Source organism: Paenibacillus sp. GCM10027629 (assembly GCF_042676425.1).
Classification (GTDB): Bacteria; Bacillota; Bacilli; order Paenibacillales; family Paenibacillaceae; genus Paenibacillus_K; species Paenibacillus_K terrigena.
In genome coordinates this window covers 182,404-205,036 of sequence record NZ_JBHTGZ010000012.1, presented here as the reverse complement: position 1 = coordinate 205,036, position 22,633 = coordinate 182,404, and the positions used below count along the sequence as shown (strand labels likewise).

Here is a 22,633-nt window from a genome sequence, read left to right as displayed (position 1 = left end):
CTTCTTCATGGCCGTGGTTTTGTGGTAGAATACATAAGTACAGAATACGGACAAAGTAGGGACGAGGCATGAATTTACTAACGATTGAGAATATATCGAAGAGTTATGGGGAGAAAATTCTATTCAAAGACGTGTCGTTCGGCATCTCTGAAGGGGAAAAGATCGGGATCATTGGGGTGAACGGCACAGGAAAGTCGACGTTCCTCAAAGTGATCGCAGGCATTGAACAACCGGATTCAGGACAGATCGCCATCGGAAATCGGGTGCGCATTCAATATTTAGCACAGAATCCTGCATTCGACCCTGATGCGACTGTGCTTGAGCAAGTATTCCGCGGGGATTCACCAGAGATGAAGACCGTGTGGTCCTATACCGAGACAATGCAGCAGGTGGAGCTCGCACCTAACGATGAGGCATTGCAGCAGAAGCTGATTCATTGGAGCCATGAGATGGATCGTCTGAATGTATGGCAACTGGAGAGCGAAGCGAAGATGGTGTTGTCTAAGCTTGGGATTACAGCATTCGAGGCGAAGGTCGGGTCGTTATCCGGTGGACAACGCAAACGGGTTGCCATGGCAGCCGCGTTAATTCAGCCGTGCGAATTATTAATCCTAGATGAGCCTACGAACCATATTGATCATGCGTCGGTTATCTGGTTGGAGCAGTATTTGCAGAAGCGTAGAGGGGCGCTGCTCATGATTACCCATGATCGGTACTTCTTGGATCGCGTTGTAGGCCGGATGCTCGAGCTCGATCATGGACAGCTGTATAGCTACGAAGCGAACTATTCTCGGTTCTTGGAGCTCAAAGCTGAGCGAGAAGAGCGAGAACAAGCCTCAGAGCAGAAACGTCAGAATCTCCTTCGGAATGAACTAGCATGGATTCGTCGTGGGGCGAAGGCGCGTACAACCAAGCAGAAGGCGCGGATCGATCGCTTCGAGAAGCTGCAGGAGCAGGAAGGTCTTAGACAGAACAATAAAGTAGATGTCTCGGTGGCATCTTCGCGGTTAGGGAAGAAGATACTTGAAATCGAGCATTTATCGAAGCAGATTGATGGTAAGCAATTGATTTGTGATTTCGAGTACATTGCGGTTCGCGAGGATCGTGTAGGGATTATTGGGCCGAACGGCAGCGGGAAATCAACCTTACTCAATATGATTGCAGGTCATATTACTCCTGATGAAGGCAGCATTGAGATGGGGCCGACAGTGAAGCTTGGTTACTTCTCGCAAGAAAACCAAGAGATGAACGATTCGATGCGTGTCATTGAATATATTAAAGAAATCGCTGAGGTCGTTCAGACGGCAGATGGCAGTTCGATTACAGCGGCTCAAATGCTAGAGAGGTTCCTCTTCACACCTACGATGCAGTGGACACCGATTGCTAAGCTGTCTGGCGGCGAGAAACGCAGACTGTACCTTCTTAGTGTGCTCATGAGCGCGCCGAATGTCTTGCTGCTGGATGAGCCGACGAATGATTTGGATATTCAGACATTGTCCGTACTTGAAGATTATTTGGACGAGTTCTCAGGTGTCGTCTTTGTCGTATCGCATGATCGCTTCTTCCTAGATCGTACGGTAGAGAAGATTATTGCTTTCGAAGGTGATGGGAAGATTCGTCATCATGTAGGCAATTTCACCGAGTATGAAGAATACATGGCGAAGTATGGCGCGAGTGCAAGTGTAAGCAGCAACAGCAGTGCAAGCGCTGGGACACGTGAGGAAGCAAGTGAGCCGAAACGAGAGAAGCAAGAACGCTTGAAATTCAGCTATAAAGAGCAAAAAGAATTTGATGAGATCGACGGTGTCATAGAGAAAACGGAACAGAAGATGGCATCGGTCGCGAAGCAGATGGAGGAGGCTTTCAGTGACTCCGCTCGTCTACAGGAGTTGTTAGAGGAGCAGCGGAGGCTGGAAGAACAGCTTGAGGCGTTAATGGAACGCTGGACCTATCTGAACGAATTAGCCGATAAAATAGCACAGAGCAAGTCTTAGGACAAGCTCTGTGCTATTTTTCCGTTCACCGAATGGCTTCATTTTCCTACTCAATGCTAATCATCTGAAGCACTTTACGATGATCTCCTGTGAGCGTGGACTGATTTGAAGCAAGTTGAGAAGATCCGTCTCCATCTAAGAAGATGCCTTCTTTATACTGCCCTGGAGCAATCTGTTCTTGGATGGCTTGCCGGAATTGATCGGCTGTGCAAGGCGTTGGTGTGACGACGAGATACAATTGATTCATACTGTCATAGACAAGTCCACTGCGCAGCCTGGCCTCATGTGCTGCAGGAAGTGCTTGATAATAGATCACAAGGCCCCAGATGAAATCATTGGCCAAATTCATGCTGACGCCGCCCTGTGCCCAATATTGACTGCGATCGAAGACATCCAGTTCTTCCACGGATTTAACAGACTGAACAGTGAACTGTTTTTGATATCCATCCCAGACCAGGGTGCCGCGATCATATTTGGTGTTATACCAACCTGATCCATAGGCACGCGGCTCATCTTTCACAGGGATATGATTCTGTACAGCAATGGATAAGATATCTTGTCCATAGAAGAATCCGCCATTGATGCCTATGTCTCCAGTATCCGTAACATTGCTATCAATCGCCTTCAACTGAATATGGTCTGGTGTCGTATGAAGTACATGCAGGGATATCCCGTTTGTTGCGGTAACTTGACTATATGTATACTTCGCCTTGGTATGGATGAAGTAGAAGATATTAATCGCTAGAATCAGTATGAATGCCAGTATGAATAGGAGCGTGCGTGTTCTGATCTTGCTACACTGGAACCGTTTCATAGGGAATTGCACCCGGACACCTCCTGATGACCTCAACGCCAAATTTACTATTCCGTATCCGTTACATAGGCTGCGAGTAATTTAGCGGTATTCATGACGGCTTGGATATGAGTGCGTTCCATACCATGGGAGGCATGTACACCGGGTCCAATGAGTGCTGCCTTGATATTATTGCCGCCGCGAAGCGCAGCAGATGCGTCGGAACCGTAATAAGGGTAAATATCAACGACATGCTGGATCTGCTCACGTTCAGCAAGACGGATGAACTTGCTCGTCATACCATAATCATAGGGACCAGAGGAGTCTTTAGCACATATCGATACATCCAGCTCAGTACATGCAAGATCATCCCCCATTGCGCCCATATCGACCGCAATCAGCTCATCGATTTCTGCTGGAATATAGGATCCGCCATGTCCAATCTCTTCATAGTTGGTAATGATCAATTTCAAATTATAGGCCGGTGTCCAGCGATCACGATGAATCGATTCCAGAATACCGAACAGCGCAGCGACACTTGCTTTGTCATCTAGATGGCGTGACTTCACATAGCCGTTATCGAAGATAACAGCGCGGGGATCGAAGGAGACGAAGTCGCCTGTACGAATGCCAAGATTCATGACATCTTCTTTCGTATGGACTAATTCATCAATCCGAATCTCCATATTAGCTTCATCACGCTTGAAATCGCGAGCATCACTGTAGACATGAACGGACGGGTGTGTCGTGAGAATCGTTCCGCTATAAATGCGTCCATCGCGCGTATGGATTGTACAGTATTCATTCTCAATCGCATTCATCATATAACCGCCCACCGGTGTAATCCGGAGTGTACCGCGCGTATTGATCGAGCGAACCATGGCGCCGAGGGTATCAACATGCGCAGTAAGTCCGATCGTCCGAGATGGATCATTTCCTGGAACGCTAATGATGCCGCAGCCTTTTTGCGTACGTTCAAATTCGAAACCTAACGAACGTGCCTCAGCTTCAATTCGCTCCATAATGTGGTGCGTGTAGCCTGTAGGGCTAGGGGTATTTAGGATTTCTTCGAGAAAATCAAGGACATAATCTTGGTTAAAGGGTAGGTTCATGATTCGATTTCTCCTCGTCTGGGTTAGATGGATGCGTGGATGATAGCGCATCTTGAGATACTGGGTATGTATAGCCTGTTGCATCGATAATATGTTGTAACTCCGTCTTGGTCGCCTTAAGCTTGCGCTGTAGTCGGTATTGAAGGTAAATTCCGTAAGAACCGACGATTAAGCCACCCAGCAAGGTGCATCCCAAGATAAGCAGGATGAGCGGAACTTGGACGACTCCGAATAGCAAATTGACTTGGACGGGATCTACATTAATGACAGCGAAGATCGCCGTAATTAATGCAAATACGAGTCCTAATATTAATGACCATTGAATTTTCATATGACTCCTCCTAAAGCTTCAGCGTACCTTATAGTATAAAATCCCTTGCCGTAGCAGGCAAGGGATTTTGTTCGTATAGCGTTAATTCGTTTTCGGGGTGTGTGGGGGTGTATCTAACTAGTTCGTAAGTTTCTCCATGTCTTCAATCAATTGTTTGAACACGTCCATCGCTTCCCGAATCGGCTGCGGTGAGGACATATCGACACCGGCACGTTTTAGGATGTTGATGGAATAGTCGCTGCCGCCGCTCTTCAAGAATCCAAGATAACGTTCTACAGCAGGTGCACCTTCATCGAGAATCTGCTTCGCAAAGCTTGTTGCTGCAGAGAATCCGGTAGCGTATTTATAGACGTAGAAGCTGGTATAGAAATGAGGGATTCGTGCCCACTCCATCTCAATGTCTTGATCCACGACCATGCCTTTGCCATAATATTGGAGATTCAGGTCGTAATAAATCTTCGAGAGCTCTTGCGGTGTCAGAGCATCGCCTTGTTCTGCACGTTCATGAATGATTTTCTCGAACTCTGCAAACATCGTCTGACGGAAGACCGTTGTACGGAATTGATCAGCGTAGTATGTGAGCAGATACATTTTCATTTTTGGATCGTTCTCTGACTTCTTCAGCATATAGTTCATGAGCAAGGCTTCATTCAAAGTTGAAGCAACTTCAGCTAAGAAGATCGTGTACTGTGCATCGCGATATTCTAAGTTCGTATCGGAATAGAAAGAGTGAAGCGCATGACCCATTTCATGTGCAAGCGTGAACATGCTGTTGAGATTGTCCTTGTGGTTCAAGAGCACGTAAGGGTGTGTGCCGTATGCACCCCAGCTGTATGCACCACTGCGCTTGCCTTCGTTTTCGTGGACATCAATCCAGCCATCATCGAATCCATGCTGCAGGTTGTTCAGATAATCATCGCCTAGCGGTTTCAAACTTTCTTTGACCATTTTCTTGGCCTCTGCATAGGTAATGTCCATTTTGAACTCTTCGACGAGCGGAGCGAACAAATCGTACATATGAAGTTCATCGACTTTAAGCAATTTCTTGCGTAGTTCCATATAGCGGTGCATTAGAGGCAGGTGCTCATGGATAGTATCAATGAGATTCGTATACACTTCTTTTGGAATGTTGTCGCCATAGAGTGACATCTCAAGTACGGATGGATATTTACGTGCACGCGAATAGAAGATGTTTTTGGTGACGTTCGCATTGAGTGTTGCAGCAATCGTATTCTTTTGCTTACCATAGGTCTCGTAGACGGCTTTGAACGCGTTTCTGCGTACCTCCACATTATCGCTCTCGAGGAACTGAATGTAGCTGCCGTGTGTTAATTCACGTTCCACGCCTTTCTCATCTTTGACTTTCGGGAATTTCATATCGGCATTGTTGATCATACTGTAGACGGTATTCGGTGCTTGTGAGATATTGCCGACTTGTGCGAGCAATGCTTCCTCTGCCTTCGAGAGAACATGCGCCTTCTGGCGTTTCATTTCAGTCAACGTAAATTTATACTTACTGAGATCTGAATTGTTAATGAAACTGTCGAGCTGCTCATCAGATAATGACAATATTTCCGGGGTAATAAATGATAATGCTTCACCGACATCCACACTGAGCTTTTTGGATTTCTCGGATAATGCTTGGTATGTAGGTTCAGCGGTATCTTCGTGATGATGCATGTTTGCGTAAACGTAAAGACGTTCTGTATGTAGTGAAATCTCATCTTCCAAGTCGAAGCAAGCCTTGACTGCAGCTGCATCAGTTAATTTACCCTGATAGGCGGATACTTTGCCGAGCTGATCTTTCACCAGCTTGTATTCTTGATCCCAAGCCCCTTGAGATGCGAATAAATCTTCTAATTTCCATTGATCTTCTTTCGGTACATCTTGACGCTTAACGATTTGACTCATTGGAACCCTCCTAGGTTTGATAGATTGCGCGGGCTCAGCAGGAGAGCTGGCCGCGATGGGGATGACAGTCTGTTGCAATAGACATGTAATCAATAAAAGACAAATTCCTCGTCTCACAAGATCACTCCTGCGCCGTAAAATTTGTCAATAGTATGACCCTGATGCCTGTCATTTATCAATTAAGCTGAACCTAGATGAAATGAGCTGTATACGATTAAGAAAAAGGCGAATGCCACGAGAAGAATCGTAATGATAGCCATGACCCGGCGCAGAGGCGCAGGAATTGAATCTTTCTTCATAATAAGGATGGCACCCATCGAAAAGGCTAGAATGATAAAGATGAGAATACTGGTTGAGTCTATGGGGATCACCTCATTTCGTGAGCTTGGCTTAGACTTGTCGGAAATTCGCCATCATGTCATTCCACTCTTCCAAGTTATCTATATACTCCGATTTGGGGAAGCGGTTATTAACCCAGTTCATGAGTGCAGGACGACTTAAGAAGGTGTGCGTCTCTTCGCCCCATTGGTCCGAAATTTCGCGAAGGACAATATACTTGCCTTGGACCTCTACCGTAATCATATTCCAGTTGTCTTTTTTGTATATTACATGTTTTTTAATCATTTATAAGCTCCGTTCTTCAGGTAAGTTCTTGTTACGTTGTTTTGTGTAAAATGATAACGTACAGCGCGATATAAAGCAAATATTAAGTCATAATTTGATCTTGCTCTGTATGGGTATAAGTGGTAATTTATAACAAAGCCGAATGAGGCTGAAGAGATGAGTTGAGATGAGCTGAGGAGTGTGGTTGAGATGAGTTTTTATCCAGCGTATGAACAGCAAGGTGTAGCTATGACATGTCGTTCGTATGAGGAGTATATGCGAATGTTCGCCCTTACAGAGGCAGATTTAGCACAAGGGACAATCTTGGATGTGGCAGGCGGTGCGTCGTCTTTCACGGCGGAAGTGAATTCACGCGGGTACACGGCTGTAGCGGCAGACCCGATATTCCATTACGATGCGGCGTATTTAGCGCGTTATGCATCGGAGGAGATTGAGACCTCAACAGCCAAGCTTACGAAGATACAAGAGACGTTCGACTGGAGCTTCTACGGAGACCCGGCCCAGCACCGCGATAGACGCATAAGGTCCTCAGAGCAATTTATTGCGGATTATCAAAGCAATCCGTCGCATTATATCTTTGCGAAGCTGCCTGAACTACCCTTCGATGATCATACATTTCAGCATGTTTTTTGCAGTCACTTTCTCTTCTTATACGCAGATCAATTCGATTATGCATTTCATATATCAGCAATTAAGGAATTAATTCGCGTTTGCGCGGTGGGTGGAAGTGTGCTCATCTATCCGCTGAAATCACTACGGTGGGCAGGATACCCAGCGATGTCGACCATGATGCAAGAGTTTGAACAAGCAGGCCATCAGGTATCCTTCAAGTCCAGTCAATTGCCTTTCATACCAGGCTCGTCCGACTTTCTTGAGATCAAAAAGATTCGTTGAACATTTCCAATATTTCGGATATAATATAAATAATCGCCATTAAAGGCGGCATATTAGGAGGTTGTTCATTTGAAAGGAACAGTAAAATGGTTTAATGCTGAGAAGGGCTACGGTTTTATTCAAGTGGAAGGCGGCGACGATGTATTCGTTCATTTCTCCGCGATCCAAGGCGAAGGATTCAAAACTCTAGAAGAAGGCCAATCGGTTGAATTTGAAATTACACAAGGCAACCGTGGACCACAAGCGGCTAGCGTAACGAAATTATAATTAACTATTCATTATAAATTGCGCCATGCATGTTCATCACACAGATTTCAGTTCATTCTGGGATCTGTTTTTTTGTATTTCTAACAGCTTCATTTGTTGTAAAACAAGACCCCCGCGATCATAGGATAACGGGGGTCTTGCACGTTATTTATTCAATAATACGAAGAATGTCTTGAACGTCTTTACGCGGCAGCTTGCTCGGCTGATCGGCTGGGTAACCAAGTGAGATGACCATGTTGACTTGACGATCATCAGGAATTTCAAGCAATTCCTTCAGCTGATGTTCAGCGAGCAGGACAGGTCCTGTCATAGGACAAGTAGCAAGCCCTTTGGCATGCGCTGCGAGCATGAGGTTCTGTGTTGCAAGGCAGCTGCTCTTGATTCCTTCCTCCGCCCATACGCTCTCCGAAGCAAGCTCAATCGGGTCGAAGATTTTCTCACGGAATTTCGAGTTGTATGGTGTTGCTAGACAAATGATCAAGACAGGAGCATTGGAGAAGGCTGTCGCATAAGGTCCGAAAGACTTCACGAGTAGGCGTGCTTCACGGTTAAGACCTTTCGTCTCCGATACGGCTGCAAGCGCATGAAGCTGATCCCATGTCAATCCCTCAATTTGTTTGATCAGGTCTTTATTCGTAATGGCGATGAACTCCCAAGTCTGTGAATTCGTATCACTTGGAGCATAACGCGCACAATCAATGAGATCTTCGATATCTGCAATCGCGACTGATTGATCGGTGTAATTACGGACGCTTCGACGTCCATGAATAATTGCTTTGAGTTGTTCGAAATCCATGATTTTCCCCGCCTTTATTACTTGGTCCTAAATCCTTTTCTCATTATAGCCCGAAGATTGGAAAAAGCAAGGAATTTCGCGTCGGTTATTGATCTCTGGCGATCAAATAGCGCGCCATAAAGCCGATCGAACCGATCAATGCCAGACTCGCAGCGACCATGTATAATGTTCCTTTGCTGATATCGAGCAGGCTGCCGCCGACAGATCCGCTGATGAGGCCTGCGAGCGAGGACCAGATGATCGTGAAGAATGCCAGTCCTGTCGCGCGATACTCATCCGGGATGAGATTGGTTACGTAACGAACAGCGGTAAAAAAGTAGATGCCAAATGTGACGCTGTGCATAAGCTGTATGACAACGACCCACGCCGGATCCGTAACGACACTCATCAGCAAGAAACGAACGGCATACATGAGACTGGCGATCGACAAGAGCGGAAGCTCTTTGAACTTCGAGCCGTATTTGCTAAGAAGGAAGAAGACAGGAATTTCACTTAACGAAGAAGCGGATAATGCCCATCCGATAATTGTCTCATCTGCGCCCATTCCTCGTAGAACAGGTGAGATGAAGGCATCGTTGAATCGATGCGATACCGCGACTAAGAGCAGCAACAGGAAGAACCAGACGATTTCGCGCTGCTTCAGAATTTTCAGTAGCCCACCGAGTTCCATCTTCTTGGCTGTTGCGCCCTGTTGGTCCGTTGCGAATAGGGCAATTAACAGCGAACATCCGGTTAGGAGAAGGCATACCCACAGCGTAATATGGGCCCCGGTTTGCTTCAGAATAAACCCGAGGACGAGTGATGCGATAGCAAATCCGAATGACCCGTAGATTCGCACGCTCATGAAATTTTTACCGCGCTTCTGCATCGTCATGATCGCCCATGTATCAGCTAATGGGTTGATGGGAGAATAAAAGAAATTAAACACGAACATCAGAATGCAAATGACGGCAAAAGAGGTAGATTGCGTTAATAGTAAGACCATGAATAATTGGCCAACGAGTAGGATGAGAACGATTTTCTTGATCGTACGGAACTTATCGCTAGCAATTCCCCAGATGAGGTTCGAGAAAATCGAGATTAAGGGTCCAATCGAATAAATAAATCCGATTTGGACATTCGAGAAGCCAATGCCGCTGAAATAGAGCGGAAAAAAGGCTGTAATGAGTGACGTGGTCGTATAGAGTGAGAATACGAACATTCGCAACCAATGAAAATCTTGCATCATAGGGGATCCATTTCGTCTGAACAACATGCTGAGAGCTCCAATCTAGAATGGGTATCGAAATAACTATTAGTATAGCACCTGCCTCCGGGTTCTGGAATGCTCTTTTGGAACTGTGCTGAATATTATAGATTTCCTTCGTTGTGAGTGGTACATTTACTATTGGACTCTTTTTCATGGAGGAGATAGAGATGGAGAATGTCTTTCAATTCGACGAGCGGTTAGGTATTCATGTGCCTGCGCTTGCTCAAGAGTGGGAACAATATAGTGTTGTAGAGCGAGAAGCTATTCTTGTTCGATGGGAATGGATCCGGGGAAAAATCCCGAACCGAATCATAGCGCTTGAGCGCGTAATTAATAAGAAACAGTCACAATTATTTGATGAAGAAAATTTCGAGGTCAGCTGCCAGCTAAATTCGGAGATCGCCGAGATTGCTAGTCAAATTAATGATTTGCATTTGTGGTACCGCACGAATCAAGAGGTACGTACGAGAATGCATGCCTAATGTAGCGGTTTGTGCATTATGACTGATCGTACTATAATAGGAATGATTCACATGAAAATGAATGCATTTTTGGAGGCACCCCGTATTGAGTCTAACACAACAGCGACAATTCACTGCACCACTAAATCCAATACAGCTGATGTTCCGCGTGTATCGTGTTATTTTGCCAGGCGTTAAGCAATCACTTGGTTATTGGCAGGAACAAGCGGAGTCGATTCCTGATGAAGAGCTTCGCCGACAAGCGCTTGCGAGCATCGCGACGAAGCAGTTCCATTGTCAAGGCGGAGCGGTGTACGCAGCTTTGGATATATCGCAGAAAGATGTGCTGATTCCACTCATCGTGGCATTTCAGACGATCAGCGATTATTTGGATAACCTGTGTGATCGCAGCACCTCCATGGATCCGGTTGATTTTCGCCAGCTCCATCAGTCGATGTTAGATGCGATTAACCCCGAAGCTCCACTTCAAAATTATTACGCTTACCATCCTGAGCATGAAGACGATGGTTACCTGCATAATCTCGTGTCGACTTGCCAATCTTGTATCAGGCAGCTTCCGTCCTATGGGAAAGTGATGTCTTATCTGGAAGAATTGGTGGGTCTGTATGTCGATTTGCAAGTGTACAAGCATATCCGTCATGATCTTAGAGAATCGGAGCTAACCGCCTGGTGGGAGCAGAATCGGAATAAATCTCCTCATTTGCACTGGAATGAATTCGCTGCAGCGACAGGTTCGACCCTAGGTGTATTCATGCTGTTCACAGCTGCAACAAGACCTAATCTGACCGTACGCGAGGCAAGTGATATTCGAAGAGCTTATTTCCCGCATGTATGCGGATTGCATATTATGCTTGATTATTTAATTGACCAAGAAGAAGATCGTTTGGGTGGGGATTTGAATTTCTGCAACTATTACGATGAGCAAGAGACCTTAATCGAGCGGATGGTGATGGTGGTCGAAGGGGCGAGAGAAGATGTGAAGCACTTGCCTGATTCGCAGTTCCATCGTATGGTGATAGAAGGATTGATTGCTTTATACTTGTCAGACCCAAAGGTGACGAGTCAACAGCATGTGAAGTCCGTCTCCAAGCGTCTCATGCGGAAAAGCCCGTTAACGCGGTTGTTTTTCTGGGGGAATAGCCTTTGGATACGTAAACATAAATCATAGATAGAGAAAAGATGGATTTTTTAAGGAGGATAAGGATATGTCAGCAGTCAAAAAAATTGCAGTTCTTACTAGTGGGGGAGATTCTCAAGGGATGAACGCGGCTGTTCGTGCAGTCGTGCGTAGTGCGTTATATTACGGCATCGAAGTGTTCGGTATTCAACGCGGTTACCAAGGGCTATTGAACAAAGAAATCCGTTCGATGGACTTGCGTAGTGTTGGTGATATTATCCAACGCGGCGGAACGATTCTACAATCGGCTCGTTGTAAAGAGTTCATGACGGCTGAAGGCCAACAAAAAGGTGCGGATATTCTACGTGAATACGGTATCGATGGCTTAGTCGTTATCGGTGGAGATGGTTCATATCAAGGCGCGAACAAATTGAGCAAACTTGGCATCAAAACGATGTGTTTACCAGGCACAATTGATAATGATATTGCGTTCACAGACTTTACGATCGGATTCGATACGGCTGTAGGCATTGTAGTGGATGCAGTCAATAAATTGCGCGATACGATGAGCTCGCATGAACGCTCCTCTATCGTTGAGGTTATGGGACGTCATTGCGGTGATATCGCGTTGTATGCTGGTCTTGCGAGCGGCGCAGAGACGATTCTTGTCCCTGAAGTACCATTCAGCATTGATGATGTAGCGAATCGTATGAAAGACAATTTCGAACATGGCAAACGCCATAGTATCGTGATCGTTGCAGAAGGCGTTGGCCGCGGTGAAGATATCGCCAAAGGCATTACGGAGCGTGTTGACGTGGATGCGCGTGTAACCGTATTGGGTCACATTCAACGCGGTGGCTGCCCAACGCACAATGACCGTGTACTAGGAAGCCGTCTTGGCGATTATGCTGTACGTATGTTAATGGAAGGCCAATCAGGCAAATCATGCGGTGTCATTAAAGGTGAATTAGTGATGACCGATATTGATACGGTTGTGAACACGAAGAAAGCATTTGATATGGAATTGTACGATCTTGCTCTACGTCTTTCGAAATAATCAATCATAACAAGAAAGGCTGTTCTGAAGTCATTTGGAGATGACGGAGGAGCAGTCTTTTTGTATTTGGGATGGCAGAAATTTTGTACAAGCTTTTTGGGAGGTTTTTCAATATAATGAATCTAATCCTCATCGGGATAGTAAGGATAAGAATGTGGAAGGGGAAGTCATCTTATGTACTTATATCGTATTGAAATTGAATTGGAAGAACAACTTGTCTATCTCATTGTCGTAGCGGAGACGGACGAGAAAGCATTTTCCTATGTCGAATCTCACATGGACCGTCATTTCCTAGCTTCACCGGCGCAGCTTGAGGTTAGTATCCTAGAGAAGAAAAGATTGGATAAGGGTGCGGGTTACGTGATTGAGACGCATCGCAAGTGACTTGAAATACAAGAGCCCTCCATACCATTCGCTCAGATGGTATACAGGGCTCTTCTTATTGGCGTTAAATCCAACCTAGTACTTCACATCTTCCGTATACCGATTGCCAGCGTTCCACAATAGGTACTCATCGATGCCGGTATCCTTCAAGGCGCGGATTTGCTCTTCGACTTCATGTTTGCCATATTTCGTGTAATGCCCTTTTCCGAGCCAGCTTGCAGTGAAGTCTTGAATCCATGGTCTGATGATAGGCTTCTTCTCGGCGAGTGGAGAAAGTTTTTTGTGTGTATCCTCCATGGAGCCTTTAATCGTACGATAAGGTTCGATATCCGGATTCTTCGCGCCGTACCAACCGGTTGAGTAGTGGCTTGGATAGACCATGGGGCAGATCACATCGACATGCTCGGATATTTTCACGAAATCCTGTCCAATGCCTTCTGCGGCAGGGACGGACGCTGCATAACCGAAAATATCTACGGATACGCGTACACCAAGAGGCGCGAGCTGCTGCTTCGCATAATCGACGAAATCGGCAACAATTTGTACGCGCGACTTGTCATTCGTTGTGAATTTGAGCGATTTGGCCTTGTTCTCGAATCCTTCAGGGAACCGAACATAGTCGAATTGGATTTCACGGAAACCTAGCTTCACAGCTTCCTTGGCTAGTTCGATATTATAGTCCCAGACTTCTTTCTTGTAGGGATTCACGAAGCTGTCCTTCTTGCCATTCGCCCACACGGATCCATCGGATTTGACGAAAGAGAGTTCCGGATGCTTCTTCGCAAGTACGGTGTCCTTGAAGACGACGATTCGGGCGATCGGATAGATCTGATGTTTCTGTAGTGTCTCCATGAATTGGTGAATATCTTTGATAAAGGGCTTAGGTGATCCAAGCTGCGCTAACTTCGCATTGTCCGTCTTATAGGTGATATATCCGGAGTCATCTTTAATATCAACGACCATCGCATTAAGCTCAGTCGAATCTATTAATTGCAACAAGGATTTCAGACGTTCGCCGCCGGCACTGTATGCGGTTGCATAGATGCCCTTCACTTTGGGAGCATGCTGCTGTGGATCAAGCGCAGCGAATGGATTCGAGATCTGACCGCTCGGATTCGCTTCGGCGCTAATGGCTTGCAGGGCAGCTCTCATTAACTGCGTTGAGCTAGTGTCTTGGTGCGCTGGTGTCTGGCTTAAGGAGCTCAGAGCCATGAGTAATAAAGACCATAGGATATTCATGAAAGGGTACACTCTCCTCTTAGGCTATTACTAGATTATAGCGAAAAAGAGAGATTCGTTATAGAGCATTATGGAGGATTTTGCAGAAAAAACTCCCCTGCAGAAGTGAGGCATCTACAGGGGAGCTGCTTAATGAATGTAACCATTTTTTTGATTATCACAGATGCTGTAATGAATAATCTCCATTGCATCTCCAGGACCTAAGATGTTGATACCGTCCCGTAGTACGATGTTGCGATCCAGTTCCGTCTGGCGAAGGAACGGAATAAGATCAGGGTACCATTTTAACACAATCTCGGACAGTTTTACCGTTTCCATTTCCACAGCGATCACCCTTTCATCGAAATCATGATTACGAGTTCGGAAAAGCTGTACATCGTGAAACAAAGGGTAAAAACCTGAAAACTATGCCAAATGATTTATTTCCAATTTAAATCCATTTGATTATAACACATCTTCCCAATAAAAAGTAGCGACACTTACGGTTTTCGTCTGCGGAACGCGCCCATTACACCGACGGTCTCAACGATGTTTACAAAAGCCTTCTTATCAACAGATTTAATGATATTCTGCAGTTCGGCTAACTCATAACGCGTCGTTACTGTCATCAGCATATCCTTCTCCACTTCCGAATAGGCACCGCGCGTCTTGATGATGGTGACACCACGCGGCAAGCCAAGCAACTTCTCCAGCATAAGCTCCGTCTCATTCGTAATAATGAAGGCAGTAACTTTAATATGGCTAATATGGATCACATCCATTACTTTTCCCGTGATAAATACGGAGAGCATGGAATATAAGGCCAAATCCCAGTTGTCCTTCATGTATCCAAGGGCGATAATGATGAAGCCATTTAATCCGACGATCATCATCCCCAGCTGAATATCGCGGTATCTGGAAATAATGGAAGCAACGATATCGAATCCACCGGAAGATCCGCCCATTCGAAGGGAGATTCCCGCACCAAAACCAATGAGGCATCCGCCGAATACAGCGCCAAGAATAGGGGTGTCGTTAAACTGATACACTGGTAACAATTGCATGAACCAAGTTACCGCAACAACGGACACCATACTATTGAAGATAAATCGTTTCCCGAGGATGAACCATCCTGCAACGAGGATCGGGGCGTTGAAGATCAAATACAACAATCCGATATTCCAGTTAGTGAAATAACCCGTGATCATCGCGAGTCCGTTCAAGCCGGAACTCAAAATTTGATGAGGGATAATGAACAAATTAGACCCCACGGCTATAAAAAACGCTCCAATGATCATGGAAGCGATTTCCCATACTTTTTTCAATGAAATTCACCTCATATGTAGTATTTAGCAAGTTAGTCGCTGGTATTCTCCATCTAATTTGTGATATAATATATTAGATGTTCTTGAGTAGGGATTATTTTCCAACTGCGACGATGTTTGCAGTTGGATTTGTGCATTATATATGCATATGAATTGAAATACAGGGGATCGCATACAAAATGTTTTTCGCTACTTAAGGATACAGTTTAGGATGGGGAATGTCCATTACCCCCCAAGATAAAGAAGGAGTATGAACTATATTGATGAACTTTACAGATTTTGGCTTGGACGCGAAGCTGCTCCAGGCAATTACGGAACTTGGATTTGAAGAATCCACTCCGATCCAATCGAAATCCATTCCATTTGCAATGGAAGGGAAAGACTTGATTGGACAGGCACAGACAGGTACAGGGAAGACAGCAGCATTTGGTATTCCGCTTATCAACAAAATTCCAGTTACCGAAGAACGTATCGTTGCACTAATCATGACACCCACACGCGAATTAGCGATTCAAGTATCTGAAGAAATTGCAAAGCTTGCACGTTTCAAAGGTACTCGCTCCCTACCGATTTACGGTGGACAAGATATCGTTCGCCAAATCCGCGCATTGAAGAAGAAACCTCAAATCATTATCGGTACACCAGGTCGTTTGCTTGACCATATCAATCGTAAGACCATTAAACTGGATGATGTACAGACTGTCATCTTGGATGAAGCAGATGAAATGCTCGACATGGGCTTCATGGAAGACATTCAATCGATCTTGAAGCTCGTTCCTGATGAGCGTCAGACGATGTTGTTCTCGGCAACAATGCCTCCGAACATCCAGAAGCTTGCGCAACAATTCTTGAAAAACCCAGAACATGTATCGGTTATTCCTAAGCAAGTAAGTGCTCCACTTATCGATCAAGCTTACATTGAAGTGCATGAACGTCAGAAGTTCGAAGCGCTTAGCCGTTTGCTTGATATGGAATCTCCAGAGCTTGCAATTGTATTCGGACGTACGAAACGCCGTGTTGACGAATTGTCCGAAGCGTTGCAGAAGCGTGGTTATTCTGCTGACGGATTGCATGGTGACTTGTCTCAGAACCAACGTGATACCGTTATGCGTAAATTCCGTGACGGCAGCATTGATGTACTCGTGGCAACAGACGTTGCGGCACGTGGACTTGATGTGAGTGGCGTGACTCACGTAGTGAACTTTGACCTTCCACAAGATCCTGAGAGCTATGTACACCGGATCGGTCGTACAGGCCGCGCAGGTAAAGAAGGTACAGCATGGTCCTTCGTAACACCTCGTGAGATCGATCACTTGCACTTCATTGAGAAAGTGACAAGACATCGCATTCCGAAGAAGCCATTGCCAAGTCTTGCAGAAGCTATCGAAGGTAAACAACGTCTAACAGCTGAGCGTATTCTTGAGATCGTTCAGAATGAAGAATACAACGAGTTCAAGGCAATCTCAATTCAATTACTCGAACAATATGATTCCGTACAATTGCTATCGGCGGCTATGAAATTGCTCACAGGCGAGAAGAAAGATGGTGTAATCGAATTGACACCGGAAGAGCCGATTCGTGCAAAACGCCGTAAACCGGACATCCGTACTAGCGGACGTCGGCCATCTGGCAGCTACGGATCCAACCGTCAAGGCGGCGGCGGGAACCGCGAAGGATCTTCTTACCGTCGTGAAGGCAGTCGTGATGGCAACCGCTCTGGCGGCGGATACTCCAAAGGCGGATATGGCAGCCGTGAAGGCGGTTATTCCCGTGGTGGAGACAGCAGTGGGTACCGTGGTAACAGCGATCGCAAACCTCGCACAAGTGGCGAAGGAGATCGCAGACCACGTACGAATAGCGGTGAAGGCCGTAAACCAGCGAAACGTCCTGAGAGTATGAGTGACGTATAGAATGGAAGAAGACGAAGCGTAAGGCTTCGTCTTTTTTTTGTGCATCAAAAATTCCGCCAGTAGATGTGAATTCGAAACCGCCGCATCCGAAGTCGCCCATACTGTAACCTCCTTCTATGAAATGAAAGTGGTTGGGGATTACAGTGTATCCTATGGTGTGGTTAGGTGCTAGCCATTTAGACTGCTACCCAGTCCAACTAAAATAGGCGGTAGCAAATAGTAGGCCACTTGTATTATAGTAATATAATATACAAGCATTGATGATTTGCTGAGGAGGTAATTTGTTTGGAATTTAAAGGCGTTATGGGAGGATTATATCGGGTCTCGGAATGGATTATGCGCTTGTCGGCTATTAATTTGCTCTGGATCTTATGTTCGTCCCCATTCTTGTTCTTCGCGTTTACGAAGTTGTTAGTGGTCCAACAAAACCTAGTGAATGAGTCGATTACAATGAACTGGGCAATGGGGATTGTAGCTCCGTTCACATTATTCCCTGCAACCGCAGCGATGTTCACGGTCGCTCGTAAATGGGTCATGGGTGAGACGGATGTCAAACTATTCTCGACGTACTTCAAAGGGTATAAGCAGAACTATGTACAAGCAATGATCGGCGGTATTTTCTACACGCTGCTCGCTGTCATTATGTATGTGGATTTACAAGTGTATATGACCCAATTGAAGGGCTTCCAATTCGTTGGTATTGTGATGGTGGTATTGCTGATCGTATTGCTGATCTCGATGTTCAACTTCTTCTCGATGATCGTGCACTATCATATGAAAACGCTACAACTGATTAAGAATGCGATTCTCCTGACCGTCATCCGACCGATCCGTTCCATTACAACTGTACTTGGAGCAGGTATTCTCGGTTACTTCAGCTTGAGATATCCGTTCTTGATTATCTTCTTTACTGGCAGTATCATTGCTACGTTCGCATTCTATAACTTCCATTTGATTTATTTGAAGATGCAGCAGCAATTAGAGAAGGATGCACTGGAGAAAGCTGAGAAGGAAGAAGCTGAGGCTGAGGCAGCGCTTAGCGAGGACAAGCCGACCACTTAGTTTACTTTTGGACTGCAAGGTACTATAATAGGTGTTACATCCTGCGGTGTTCGTTCGATTTCACGTTGTTTTGAACCAATAACGGTTTCTAGGGAGTTCAAATCGAGTTGCGGCTGACACGCCCTTCACTGGGACTTCAAAGGTAACTCTGCGGACACCCACCTGCGAGAGTAGGTTCAGAAGCATAAGAAATCGGACGGCATTTGCGGGTTTGTGTACATACAAGGGAGGAAGTTCGTTGTCACTCAAAAGAGCTCTAATCGGCATCTTGCGCAGTTATGAAGCAACTGGCGATCGTGCCAAAGACCCTAAATTAAAATCACATTACTATAGTTTATCTAAAGATCGTGCATGGGAAGAGGTTGTATCCACACTTAAGAAAATTCCAGGGTACAAGCTGCTTCATGAAGTGCATTCTGTTGGTGAAATTACACTGGAGAAAAGAACGGTTACCGGCAGAACGATGGATATTACAGTATCCGTAATATCTGTGGGACCGACCAAATCTGCAGTCGATATTTTCTCTGCATCGCGCGGCGGGATGGGGGATCTGGGATCCAATTATCGTGTGATTATGGAATTGTTCGCGATTCTAGATAAGAAGCTATCATCATATAAAACATCGAGCTAAATGTTTCAGGCGCTGCCTGAATCTTATATAGGAACAGCAAAAAAGCGAGGAAGGGGAACCTTCGCTCGCTTTTTACGTACTACGTATTACGATTACAGAAGCGCTTGGACAGCTGCGATCGCATTTTCATAGTTCGGATGCTCAGTCATTTCGGAGAGCACTTCTACATATGTAATCGTATCGTTCGCATCAACCACGAATACAGCACGCATGTCTAGACGGAATTCTTTGATCAATACACCGTAGTTTTCTGCAAAGCTATTGGATTTGTAGTCAGACAACGTGATTACTTTATCGATGCCCGCTGCGCCGCACCAACGAGCTTGTGCAAATGGTAGGTCAGCACTTACAGTAAGAATAACGACATTATCGCCAAGCTTGCTTGCTGCTTCGTTGAAACGACGTGTCTGTGCATCGCATACACCTGTATCGAGGGAAGGAACAACACTGATCAGCTTGATTTTGCCTGCATAGTCTTGAAGTGTTACTTCTTCAAGCAAGTTCTTGTTCAATGTGAAGTTAGGAGCTTTGTCACCTGCTTTAAGTTCTGGACCGATTAATGTGATCGGGTTTCCTTTGAATGCTACTGTACGTTCTTGTGCCATGGATATTGCCTCCTTTAGATATCTTGCTTCCAGAATTTATTATAGTTGTTTTGAGTCGAAAATGTCTAATTGTTTTACAATATATTTAGGGAATGGTGATGGATTATGATTTTTATTCGTTATGAGAATTTCAAGAGTTATTTGCGCTTCTATCCTGTGACGTCGGTTCTACTGCTTGCCAATATCGTGGTGTTCATCTTGATGGCATTTGATGGTGGATCAACGAATGCATATACGCTTCTGAAATATGGAGCGATGCTGAATGATTCACATTATGCGACAGAATATTGGCGATATTTCACAGCGATGTTTGTTCATATCGGGTTCGATCATTTATTGTTTAATTCTTTTGCGCTGTTCGTTTTCGCCCCACCGCTCGAACGCTTGCTTGGCTCGTGGCAGTATGCCTTGTTCTACCTCTTCAGCGGCCTGCTAGGGAATGTGTTTAGTGATTTGATGGCAAGTGGTCCAACCTTGTCGGCGGGCGCCTCAGGCGCAATTTACGGCATTTACGGAGCGTATCTATTCATTGTTCTGTTGCAACGATCATTATTGGATCCTCCTTCAAGACAGACGATCTATATGCTGCTCGGCATGGGGCTAGTCTATTCCGTTATGGTAGCGAGTGTGAATTTATGGGCGCATCTTGGCGGGCTTGTCGCTGGGTTTATCCTCTACGGATTGATTCGTAAGCTTAGACTGTGAAGACGATTACATTTTTTCATTGAAAGCACAAAGGCGGCATGGTACAGTAGCTGTATTGACGCCAAGAACGGAGTGTACATCAGTGGAATTAAGGCAGTTGTATTATTTTGTGAAAGTAGCAAAGAAAGAACATGTGACGCAAGCGGCGGAAGAGCTGCATGTGGCACAATCGGCTGTCAGCCGCCAGATTCACCAGTTAGAGGAAGAGCTTGGCGTAAAGTTGTTTATACAGAAGGGGCGTAATCTTCAGCTAACCCCTGTCGGTCAACTCCTGTATAAGCGTATTGAGGCGGTCTTGCGCTCGCTAGAGCGAACCGTACAGGAAGTCCATGAATTTCATGACCCGAATTGCGGGGAGGTCCGGCTAGGATTTCCACACAGCTTAGGTATTCATCTAATACCGGAAGTGGTCTCCGAGTTTCGGAAGATCCATCCGAATGTGAAATTTCGTCTCAAGCAGGGGAATTATGCATCGCTGATCAAAGATGTCAGTTCAGGAGACACGGACCTGGCATTCATATCGCCTTTTCCCGATGAGTCCGAGCAAGTGACAGGTCAAATTGTCTTGATGGAGGAGCTGTCAGCCATCGTACCGCCGAATCATCCGCTTGCCGGAGAAGAATCAATCGTATTGGAACAGTTGAAGGATGAAATGTTCGTCTTATTTAGCCAAGGTTATTCCTTGCGGCCCATCGTATGGGATGCATGCGAGCAGGCTGGATTCTCACCGAAGATTAGCTTCGAAGGAGAAGAGACAGATACGATACGCGGCCTTGTCGCTGCAGGGATGGGCGTTAGCTTACTTCCAGACATGGCCTTATTCCAGACACAGAAGCTGGAGCCTTCAAGGGTTCGCATCCGGGAGCCGAAGGTCGTACGACCGATTGGTCTCATCCGTCGAATCGATGATAAATTATCACCCGTTGCTGCTGTATTCTACGCCTTTTTGTTACAGTTCTTCGAAAATAGAGAAAACTCCCAATCCGTAAAATAGCACGGATGGGAGTTTTTTGGTTTCTTCGTATTAATCGCGATTGTTCACGAAAATTAAGATGTAACGTAAAAGCTCAAGGAGCGATAGGAGCGCAGCGGCGACATAAGTGAGTGCTGCGGCGTTCAATACTTTGGCAACGCCTCGTTCTTCATCATTCGTAATAAAGCCTTCAGAGACCATAATGTCACGTGCCCGATTACTTGCATTGAACTCTACAGGGAGCGTAACGACTTGGAAAGCTACCGCAGCGGAGAAGAAGATAATACCGATACCGACTAAGTTCATGAAGTCGAAGATGAATCCTGCGAGCAACAAGAACGGCGCGACGCCAGAGGCGAAATTCACGAATGGGAACATCCGATGGCGAAGGACAAGCATGGAATACGATTGCTGATGTTGGATCGCATGACCGACTTCGTGACAAGCAACCGATACGGCTGAGATGGAATTCTCATAATAGACCGGTTCGGATAATCTTACCACTCGTGCAATCGGATCGTAATGGTCTGTCAATGCGCCGCGAACGGGTTCGATGGGAACATCATGGAGCCCATTGGCATCCAGCATTCGTCTAGCTGCTTCATATCCTGTAAGTCCGCTTTGAACTGGAACTTCAGACCACTTGTTGAATGTTCCTTTGACTCGAAATTGTGCCCATATCGTTAAAATAAAGGCTAGCAAGATTGGGATGTACATAAATGTTGATAATGTCATTGGTATAGCCCTCCTATTGTAATTACATAATTGAGTTTTTGCTGAGCAATAGCAGTAACGCTTCGATGACTGCGGCGCTTTGCGGAGTTAAGTTTTTGAATAAATTTTTTGCTTGTCGCGGCTTGAGCTGTTCGATGACTGGACTTAGCTCCTTCACCTCACGTTCTAATTGCGCCATATGCATCTGAAGTGCGGTCAATCGCTGTGATACTTCTTCTTCTCGCGTTACCTTGCTCCATTCCGTCAAGCTGTGTTTAATCTCATCGAGCGTGTATTTCTCTTGCTTCATCTGATTAATACGTTGTAAACGGATTAAGGTTTCATCGCTATAGAGACGATAATTGCTGCTGGAACGTTGCTCGGGTTCAATCAAGCCAAGCTTTGTATAGTAGTCGATCGTACGCAGGCTTACATTTGCTTCTCTTGCTAGTTCGCTGATGCGATACATTTTGATTGTG

The 22,633-nt window shown here is 45.6% G+C and carries 26 protein-coding genes, 1 other RNA gene and 2 pseudogenes; 15 read left to right on the top strand and 14 right to left on the bottom strand.

Going from position 1 to position 22,633, the window contains the following annotated elements:
* Window positions 1-68: 68 nt before the first annotated feature.
* The 3 genes and pseudogenes from ACFQZR_RS29025 to ACFQZR_RS29015 form a co-directional block, all read left to right on the top strand.
* Window positions 69-911, top strand: a pseudogene (locus ACFQZR_RS29025) (ABC-F family ATP-binding cassette domain-containing protein); the annotation flags it as partial.
* A 189-nt stretch (window positions 912-1,100) separates the two neighbouring features.
* Window positions 1,101-1,415: pseudogene (locus ACFQZR_RS29020) on the top strand (ATP-binding cassette domain-containing protein); the annotation flags it as partial.
* 18 nt (window positions 1,416-1,433) lie between these two features.
* A complete protein-coding gene (locus tag ACFQZR_RS29015; RefSeq protein WP_483874917.1) occupies window positions 1,434-1,994 on the top strand; it encodes a hypothetical protein in 561 nt (186 codons plus the stop codon).
* A 46-nt stretch (window positions 1,995-2,040) separates the two neighbouring features.
* On the opposite strand, the gene ACFQZR_RS21590 is transcribed toward ACFQZR_RS29015, so the two are convergent.
* From ACFQZR_RS21590 to ACFQZR_RS21565, 6 genes are all read right to left on the bottom strand, one after another.
* Window positions 2,041-2,820 carry a hypothetical protein gene (locus tag ACFQZR_RS21590; RefSeq protein ID WP_379349773.1) on the bottom strand — a complete coding sequence of 260 codons (780 nt, stop codon included), beginning with the start codon at window positions 2,818-2,820 and terminating at the stop codon, window positions 2,041-2,043.
* A gap of 35 nt (window positions 2,821-2,855) precedes the next feature.
* Window positions 2,856-3,899: a M42 family metallopeptidase gene (locus ACFQZR_RS21585; RefSeq protein WP_379349771.1), complete on the bottom strand. Its 1,044-nt coding sequence runs from the start codon at window positions 3,897-3,899 to the stop codon at window positions 2,856-2,858.
* A complete protein-coding gene (locus ACFQZR_RS21580) occupies window positions 3,883-4,230 on the bottom strand; it encodes a LapA family protein (RefSeq protein ID WP_379349769.1) in 348 nt (115 codons plus the stop codon). The genes ACFQZR_RS21585 and ACFQZR_RS21580 overlap by 17 nt, the downstream gene beginning before the upstream one ends.
* Window positions 4,231-4,347: 117 nt before the next feature.
* On the bottom strand, window positions 4,348-6,141 hold the full coding sequence (gene pepF / locus ACFQZR_RS21575) for an oligoendopeptidase F (RefSeq protein ID WP_379349767.1): 1,794 nt from the start codon (window positions 6,139-6,141) through the stop codon (window positions 4,348-4,350).
* A 179-nt stretch (window positions 6,142-6,320) separates the two neighbouring features.
* Complete coding sequence (locus ACFQZR_RS21570; protein WP_379350933.1) at window positions 6,321-6,503, bottom strand: hypothetical protein; 183 nt, start codon at window positions 6,501-6,503, stop codon at window positions 6,321-6,323.
* 28 nt (window positions 6,504-6,531) lie between these two features.
* The gene (locus ACFQZR_RS21565; protein ID WP_018755823.1) at window positions 6,532-6,765 is read right to left on the bottom strand and encodes a hypothetical protein; all 234 of its coding nucleotides are present in this window, start codon (window positions 6,763-6,765) and stop codon (window positions 6,532-6,534) included.
* A 189-nt stretch (window positions 6,766-6,954) separates the two neighbouring features.
* Between ACFQZR_RS21565 and ACFQZR_RS21560 the strand changes: the two genes are divergently transcribed.
* Window positions 6,955-7,659 carry a methylase gene (locus ACFQZR_RS21560; RefSeq protein WP_379349764.1) on the top strand — a complete coding sequence of 235 codons (705 nt, stop codon included), beginning with the start codon at window positions 6,955-6,957 and terminating at the stop codon, window positions 7,657-7,659.
* A 69-nt stretch (window positions 7,660-7,728) separates the two neighbouring features.
* Window positions 7,729-7,926, top strand: a complete 198-nt coding sequence (locus ACFQZR_RS21555) for a cold shock domain-containing protein (RefSeq protein WP_018755821.1) — start codon at window positions 7,729-7,731, stop codon at window positions 7,924-7,926.
* Between the two features lie 148 nt (window positions 7,927-8,074).
* Here ACFQZR_RS21555 and ACFQZR_RS21550 read toward each other — a convergent pair whose 3' ends face one another.
* Window positions 8,075-8,722, bottom strand: coding sequence for a nitroreductase family protein (locus ACFQZR_RS21550; RefSeq protein WP_018755820.1), 648 nt, complete (start codon window positions 8,720-8,722; stop codon window positions 8,075-8,077).
* An 85-nt stretch (window positions 8,723-8,807) separates the two neighbouring features.
* Window positions 8,808-9,977 (bottom strand): MFS transporter, encoded by a 1,170-nt coding sequence (locus tag ACFQZR_RS21545; RefSeq protein ID WP_379349761.1) that lies wholly within the window; start codon window positions 9,975-9,977, stop codon window positions 8,808-8,810.
* A 161-nt stretch (window positions 9,978-10,138) separates the two neighbouring features.
* On the opposite strand from ACFQZR_RS21545, the gene ACFQZR_RS21540 reads away from it, so the two are divergent.
* The 4 genes from ACFQZR_RS21540 to ACFQZR_RS21525 all read left to right on the top strand — a co-directional run bounded on the left by ACFQZR_RS21540 (window position 10,139) and on the right by ACFQZR_RS21525 (window position 13,011).
* Entirely contained in the window at window positions 10,139-10,453 is a 315-nt protein-coding gene (locus ACFQZR_RS21540; protein WP_018755818.1) for a hypothetical protein, read from the top strand.
* A gap of 85 nt (window positions 10,454-10,538) precedes the next feature.
* A complete protein-coding gene (locus ACFQZR_RS21535) occupies window positions 10,539-11,621 on the top strand; it encodes a tetraprenyl-beta-curcumene synthase family protein (RefSeq protein WP_379349759.1) in 1,083 nt (360 codons plus the stop codon).
* A gap of 37 nt (window positions 11,622-11,658) precedes the next feature.
* Window positions 11,659-12,627 (top strand): 6-phosphofructokinase, encoded by a 969-nt coding sequence (pfkA, locus tag ACFQZR_RS21530; protein ID WP_314588752.1) that lies wholly within the window; start codon window positions 11,659-11,661, stop codon window positions 12,625-12,627.
* 174 nt (window positions 12,628-12,801) lie between these two features.
* On the top strand, window positions 12,802-13,011 hold the full coding sequence (locus ACFQZR_RS21525) for a DUF3906 family protein (RefSeq protein ID WP_314588754.1): 210 nt from the start codon (window positions 12,802-12,804) through the stop codon (window positions 13,009-13,011).
* A 75-nt stretch (window positions 13,012-13,086) separates the two neighbouring features.
* Here the strand turns inward: ACFQZR_RS21525 and ACFQZR_RS21520 are convergent, their stop codons facing one another.
* From ACFQZR_RS21520 to ACFQZR_RS21510, 3 genes are all read right to left on the bottom strand, one after another.
* Window positions 13,087-14,250: a putative glycoside hydrolase gene (locus ACFQZR_RS21520; protein WP_379349756.1), complete on the bottom strand. Its 1,164-nt coding sequence runs from the start codon at window positions 14,248-14,250 to the stop codon at window positions 13,087-13,089.
* Window positions 14,251-14,379: 129 nt separating this feature from the next.
* Window positions 14,380-14,568, bottom strand: a complete 189-nt coding sequence (locus tag ACFQZR_RS21515; protein ID WP_018755813.1) for a hypothetical protein — start codon at window positions 14,566-14,568, stop codon at window positions 14,380-14,382.
* 161 nt (window positions 14,569-14,729) lie between these two features.
* Window positions 14,730-15,554, bottom strand: coding sequence for a YitT family protein (locus tag ACFQZR_RS21510; protein WP_379349753.1), 825 nt, complete (start codon window positions 15,552-15,554; stop codon window positions 14,730-14,732).
* A gap of 260 nt (window positions 15,555-15,814) precedes the next feature.
* On the opposite strand from ACFQZR_RS21510, the gene cshA reads away from it, so the two are divergent.
* The 4 genes from cshA (at window position 15,815) to ACFQZR_RS21490 (ending at window position 19,157) form a co-directional block, all read left to right on the top strand.
* The gene (gene cshA, locus ACFQZR_RS21505; protein WP_379349751.1) at window positions 15,815-17,464 is read left to right on the top strand and encodes a degradosome RNA helicase CshA; all 1,650 of its coding nucleotides are present in this window, start codon (window positions 15,815-15,817) and stop codon (window positions 17,462-17,464) included.
* Between the two features lie 285 nt (window positions 17,465-17,749).
* The gene (locus tag ACFQZR_RS21500; protein WP_379349749.1) at window positions 17,750-18,526 is read left to right on the top strand and encodes a YesL family protein; all 777 of its coding nucleotides are present in this window, start codon (window positions 17,750-17,752) and stop codon (window positions 18,524-18,526) included.
* A gap of 35 nt (window positions 18,527-18,561) precedes the next feature.
* A non-coding RNA gene (gene ssrS, locus ACFQZR_RS21495) (6S RNA) lies at window positions 18,562-18,742 on the top strand.
* Window positions 18,743-18,764: 22 nt separating this feature from the next.
* Window positions 18,765-19,157, top strand: a complete 393-nt coding sequence (locus ACFQZR_RS21490) for a DUF1499 domain-containing protein (RefSeq protein WP_018755808.1) — start codon at window positions 18,765-18,767, stop codon at window positions 19,155-19,157.
* Window positions 19,158-19,249: 92 nt separating this feature from the next.
* On the opposite strand, the gene tpx is transcribed toward ACFQZR_RS21490, so the two are convergent.
* Complete coding sequence (gene tpx, locus ACFQZR_RS21485) at window positions 19,250-19,762, bottom strand: thiol peroxidase (protein WP_379349747.1); 513 nt, start codon at window positions 19,760-19,762, stop codon at window positions 19,250-19,252.
* Window positions 19,763-19,867: 105 nt separating this feature from the next.
* Here tpx and ACFQZR_RS21480 point away from each other — a divergent pair, with 105 nt between their 5' ends.
* A complete protein-coding gene (locus tag ACFQZR_RS21480) occupies window positions 19,868-20,467 on the top strand; it encodes a rhomboid family intramembrane serine protease (RefSeq protein WP_379349745.1) in 600 nt (199 codons plus the stop codon).
* An 82-nt stretch (window positions 20,468-20,549) separates the two neighbouring features.
* Entirely contained in the window at window positions 20,550-21,461 is a 912-nt protein-coding gene (gene gltC / locus ACFQZR_RS21475; RefSeq protein ID WP_379350931.1) for a glutamate biosynthesis transcriptional regulator GltC, read from the top strand.
* Between the two features lie 30 nt (window positions 21,462-21,491).
* Here the strand turns inward: gltC and ACFQZR_RS21470 are convergent, their stop codons facing one another.
* Window positions 21,492-22,175, bottom strand: coding sequence for a zinc metallopeptidase (locus ACFQZR_RS21470; RefSeq protein ID WP_018755804.1), 684 nt, complete (start codon window positions 22,173-22,175; stop codon window positions 21,492-21,494).
* Window positions 22,176-22,197: 22 nt separating this feature from the next.
* The gene (locus tag ACFQZR_RS21465) at window positions 22,198-22,623 is read right to left on the bottom strand and encodes a MerR family transcriptional regulator (RefSeq protein WP_379350930.1); all 426 of its coding nucleotides are present in this window, start codon (window positions 22,621-22,623) and stop codon (window positions 22,198-22,200) included.
* Window positions 22,624-22,633: the final 10 nt, after the last annotated feature.

What these genes read in the sequence shown, in the direction of transcription:
- ACFQZR_RS29015 (WP_483874917.1), top strand. Translation starts at nt 1,434, where the DNA reads ATGAGCGCGCCGAATGTCTTGCTGCTGGATGAGCCGACGAATGATTTG.
- ACFQZR_RS21585 (WP_379349771.1), bottom strand. Translation starts at nt 3,899, where the DNA reads ATGAACCTACCCTTTAACCAAGATTATGTCCTTGATTTTCTCGAAGAA.
- ACFQZR_RS21580 (WP_379349769.1), bottom strand. Translation starts at nt 4,230, where the DNA reads ATGAAAATTCAATGGTCATTAATATTAGGACTCGTATTTGCATTAATT.
- pepF (WP_379349767.1), bottom strand. Translation starts at nt 6,141, where the DNA reads ATGAGTCAAATCGTTAAGCGTCAAGATGTACCGAAAGAAGATCAATGG.
- ACFQZR_RS21565 (WP_018755823.1), bottom strand. Translation starts at nt 6,765, where the DNA reads ATGATTAAAAAACATGTAATATACAAAAAAGACAACTGGAATATGATT.
- ACFQZR_RS21560 (WP_379349764.1), top strand. Translation starts at nt 6,955, where the DNA reads ATGAGTTTTTATCCAGCGTATGAACAGCAAGGTGTAGCTATGACATGT.
- ACFQZR_RS21550 (WP_018755820.1), bottom strand. Translation starts at nt 8,722, where the DNA reads ATGGATTTCGAACAACTCAAAGCAATTATTCATGGACGTCGAAGCGTC.
- ACFQZR_RS21545 (WP_379349761.1), bottom strand. Translation starts at nt 9,977, where the DNA reads ATGTTGTTCAGACGAAATGGATCCCCTATGATGCAAGATTTTCATTGG.
- ACFQZR_RS21540 (WP_018755818.1), top strand. Translation starts at nt 10,139, where the DNA reads ATGGAGAATGTCTTTCAATTCGACGAGCGGTTAGGTATTCATGTGCCT.
- pfkA (WP_314588752.1), top strand. Translation starts at nt 11,659, where the DNA reads ATGTCAGCAGTCAAAAAAATTGCAGTTCTTACTAGTGGGGGAGATTCT.
- ACFQZR_RS21525 (WP_314588754.1), top strand. Translation starts at nt 12,802, where the DNA reads ATGTACTTATATCGTATTGAAATTGAATTGGAAGAACAACTTGTCTAT.
- ACFQZR_RS21520 (WP_379349756.1), bottom strand. Translation starts at nt 14,250, where the DNA reads ATGAATATCCTATGGTCTTTATTACTCATGGCTCTGAGCTCCTTAAGC.
- ACFQZR_RS21515 (WP_018755813.1), bottom strand. Translation starts at nt 14,568, where the DNA reads ATGGAAACGGTAAAACTGTCCGAGATTGTGTTAAAATGGTACCCTGAT.
- tpx (WP_379349747.1), bottom strand. Translation starts at nt 19,762, where the DNA reads ATGGCACAAGAACGTACAGTAGCATTCAAAGGAAACCCGATCACATTA.
- ACFQZR_RS21480 (WP_379349745.1), top strand. Translation starts at nt 19,868, where the DNA reads ATGATTTTTATTCGTTATGAGAATTTCAAGAGTTATTTGCGCTTCTAT.
- ACFQZR_RS21470 (WP_018755804.1), bottom strand. Translation starts at nt 22,175, where the DNA reads ATGACATTATCAACATTTATGTACATCCCAATCTTGCTAGCCTTTATT.
- ACFQZR_RS21465 (WP_379350930.1), bottom strand. Translation starts at nt 22,623, where the DNA reads ATGTATCGCATCAGCGAACTAGCAAGAGAAGCAAATGTAAGCCTGCGT.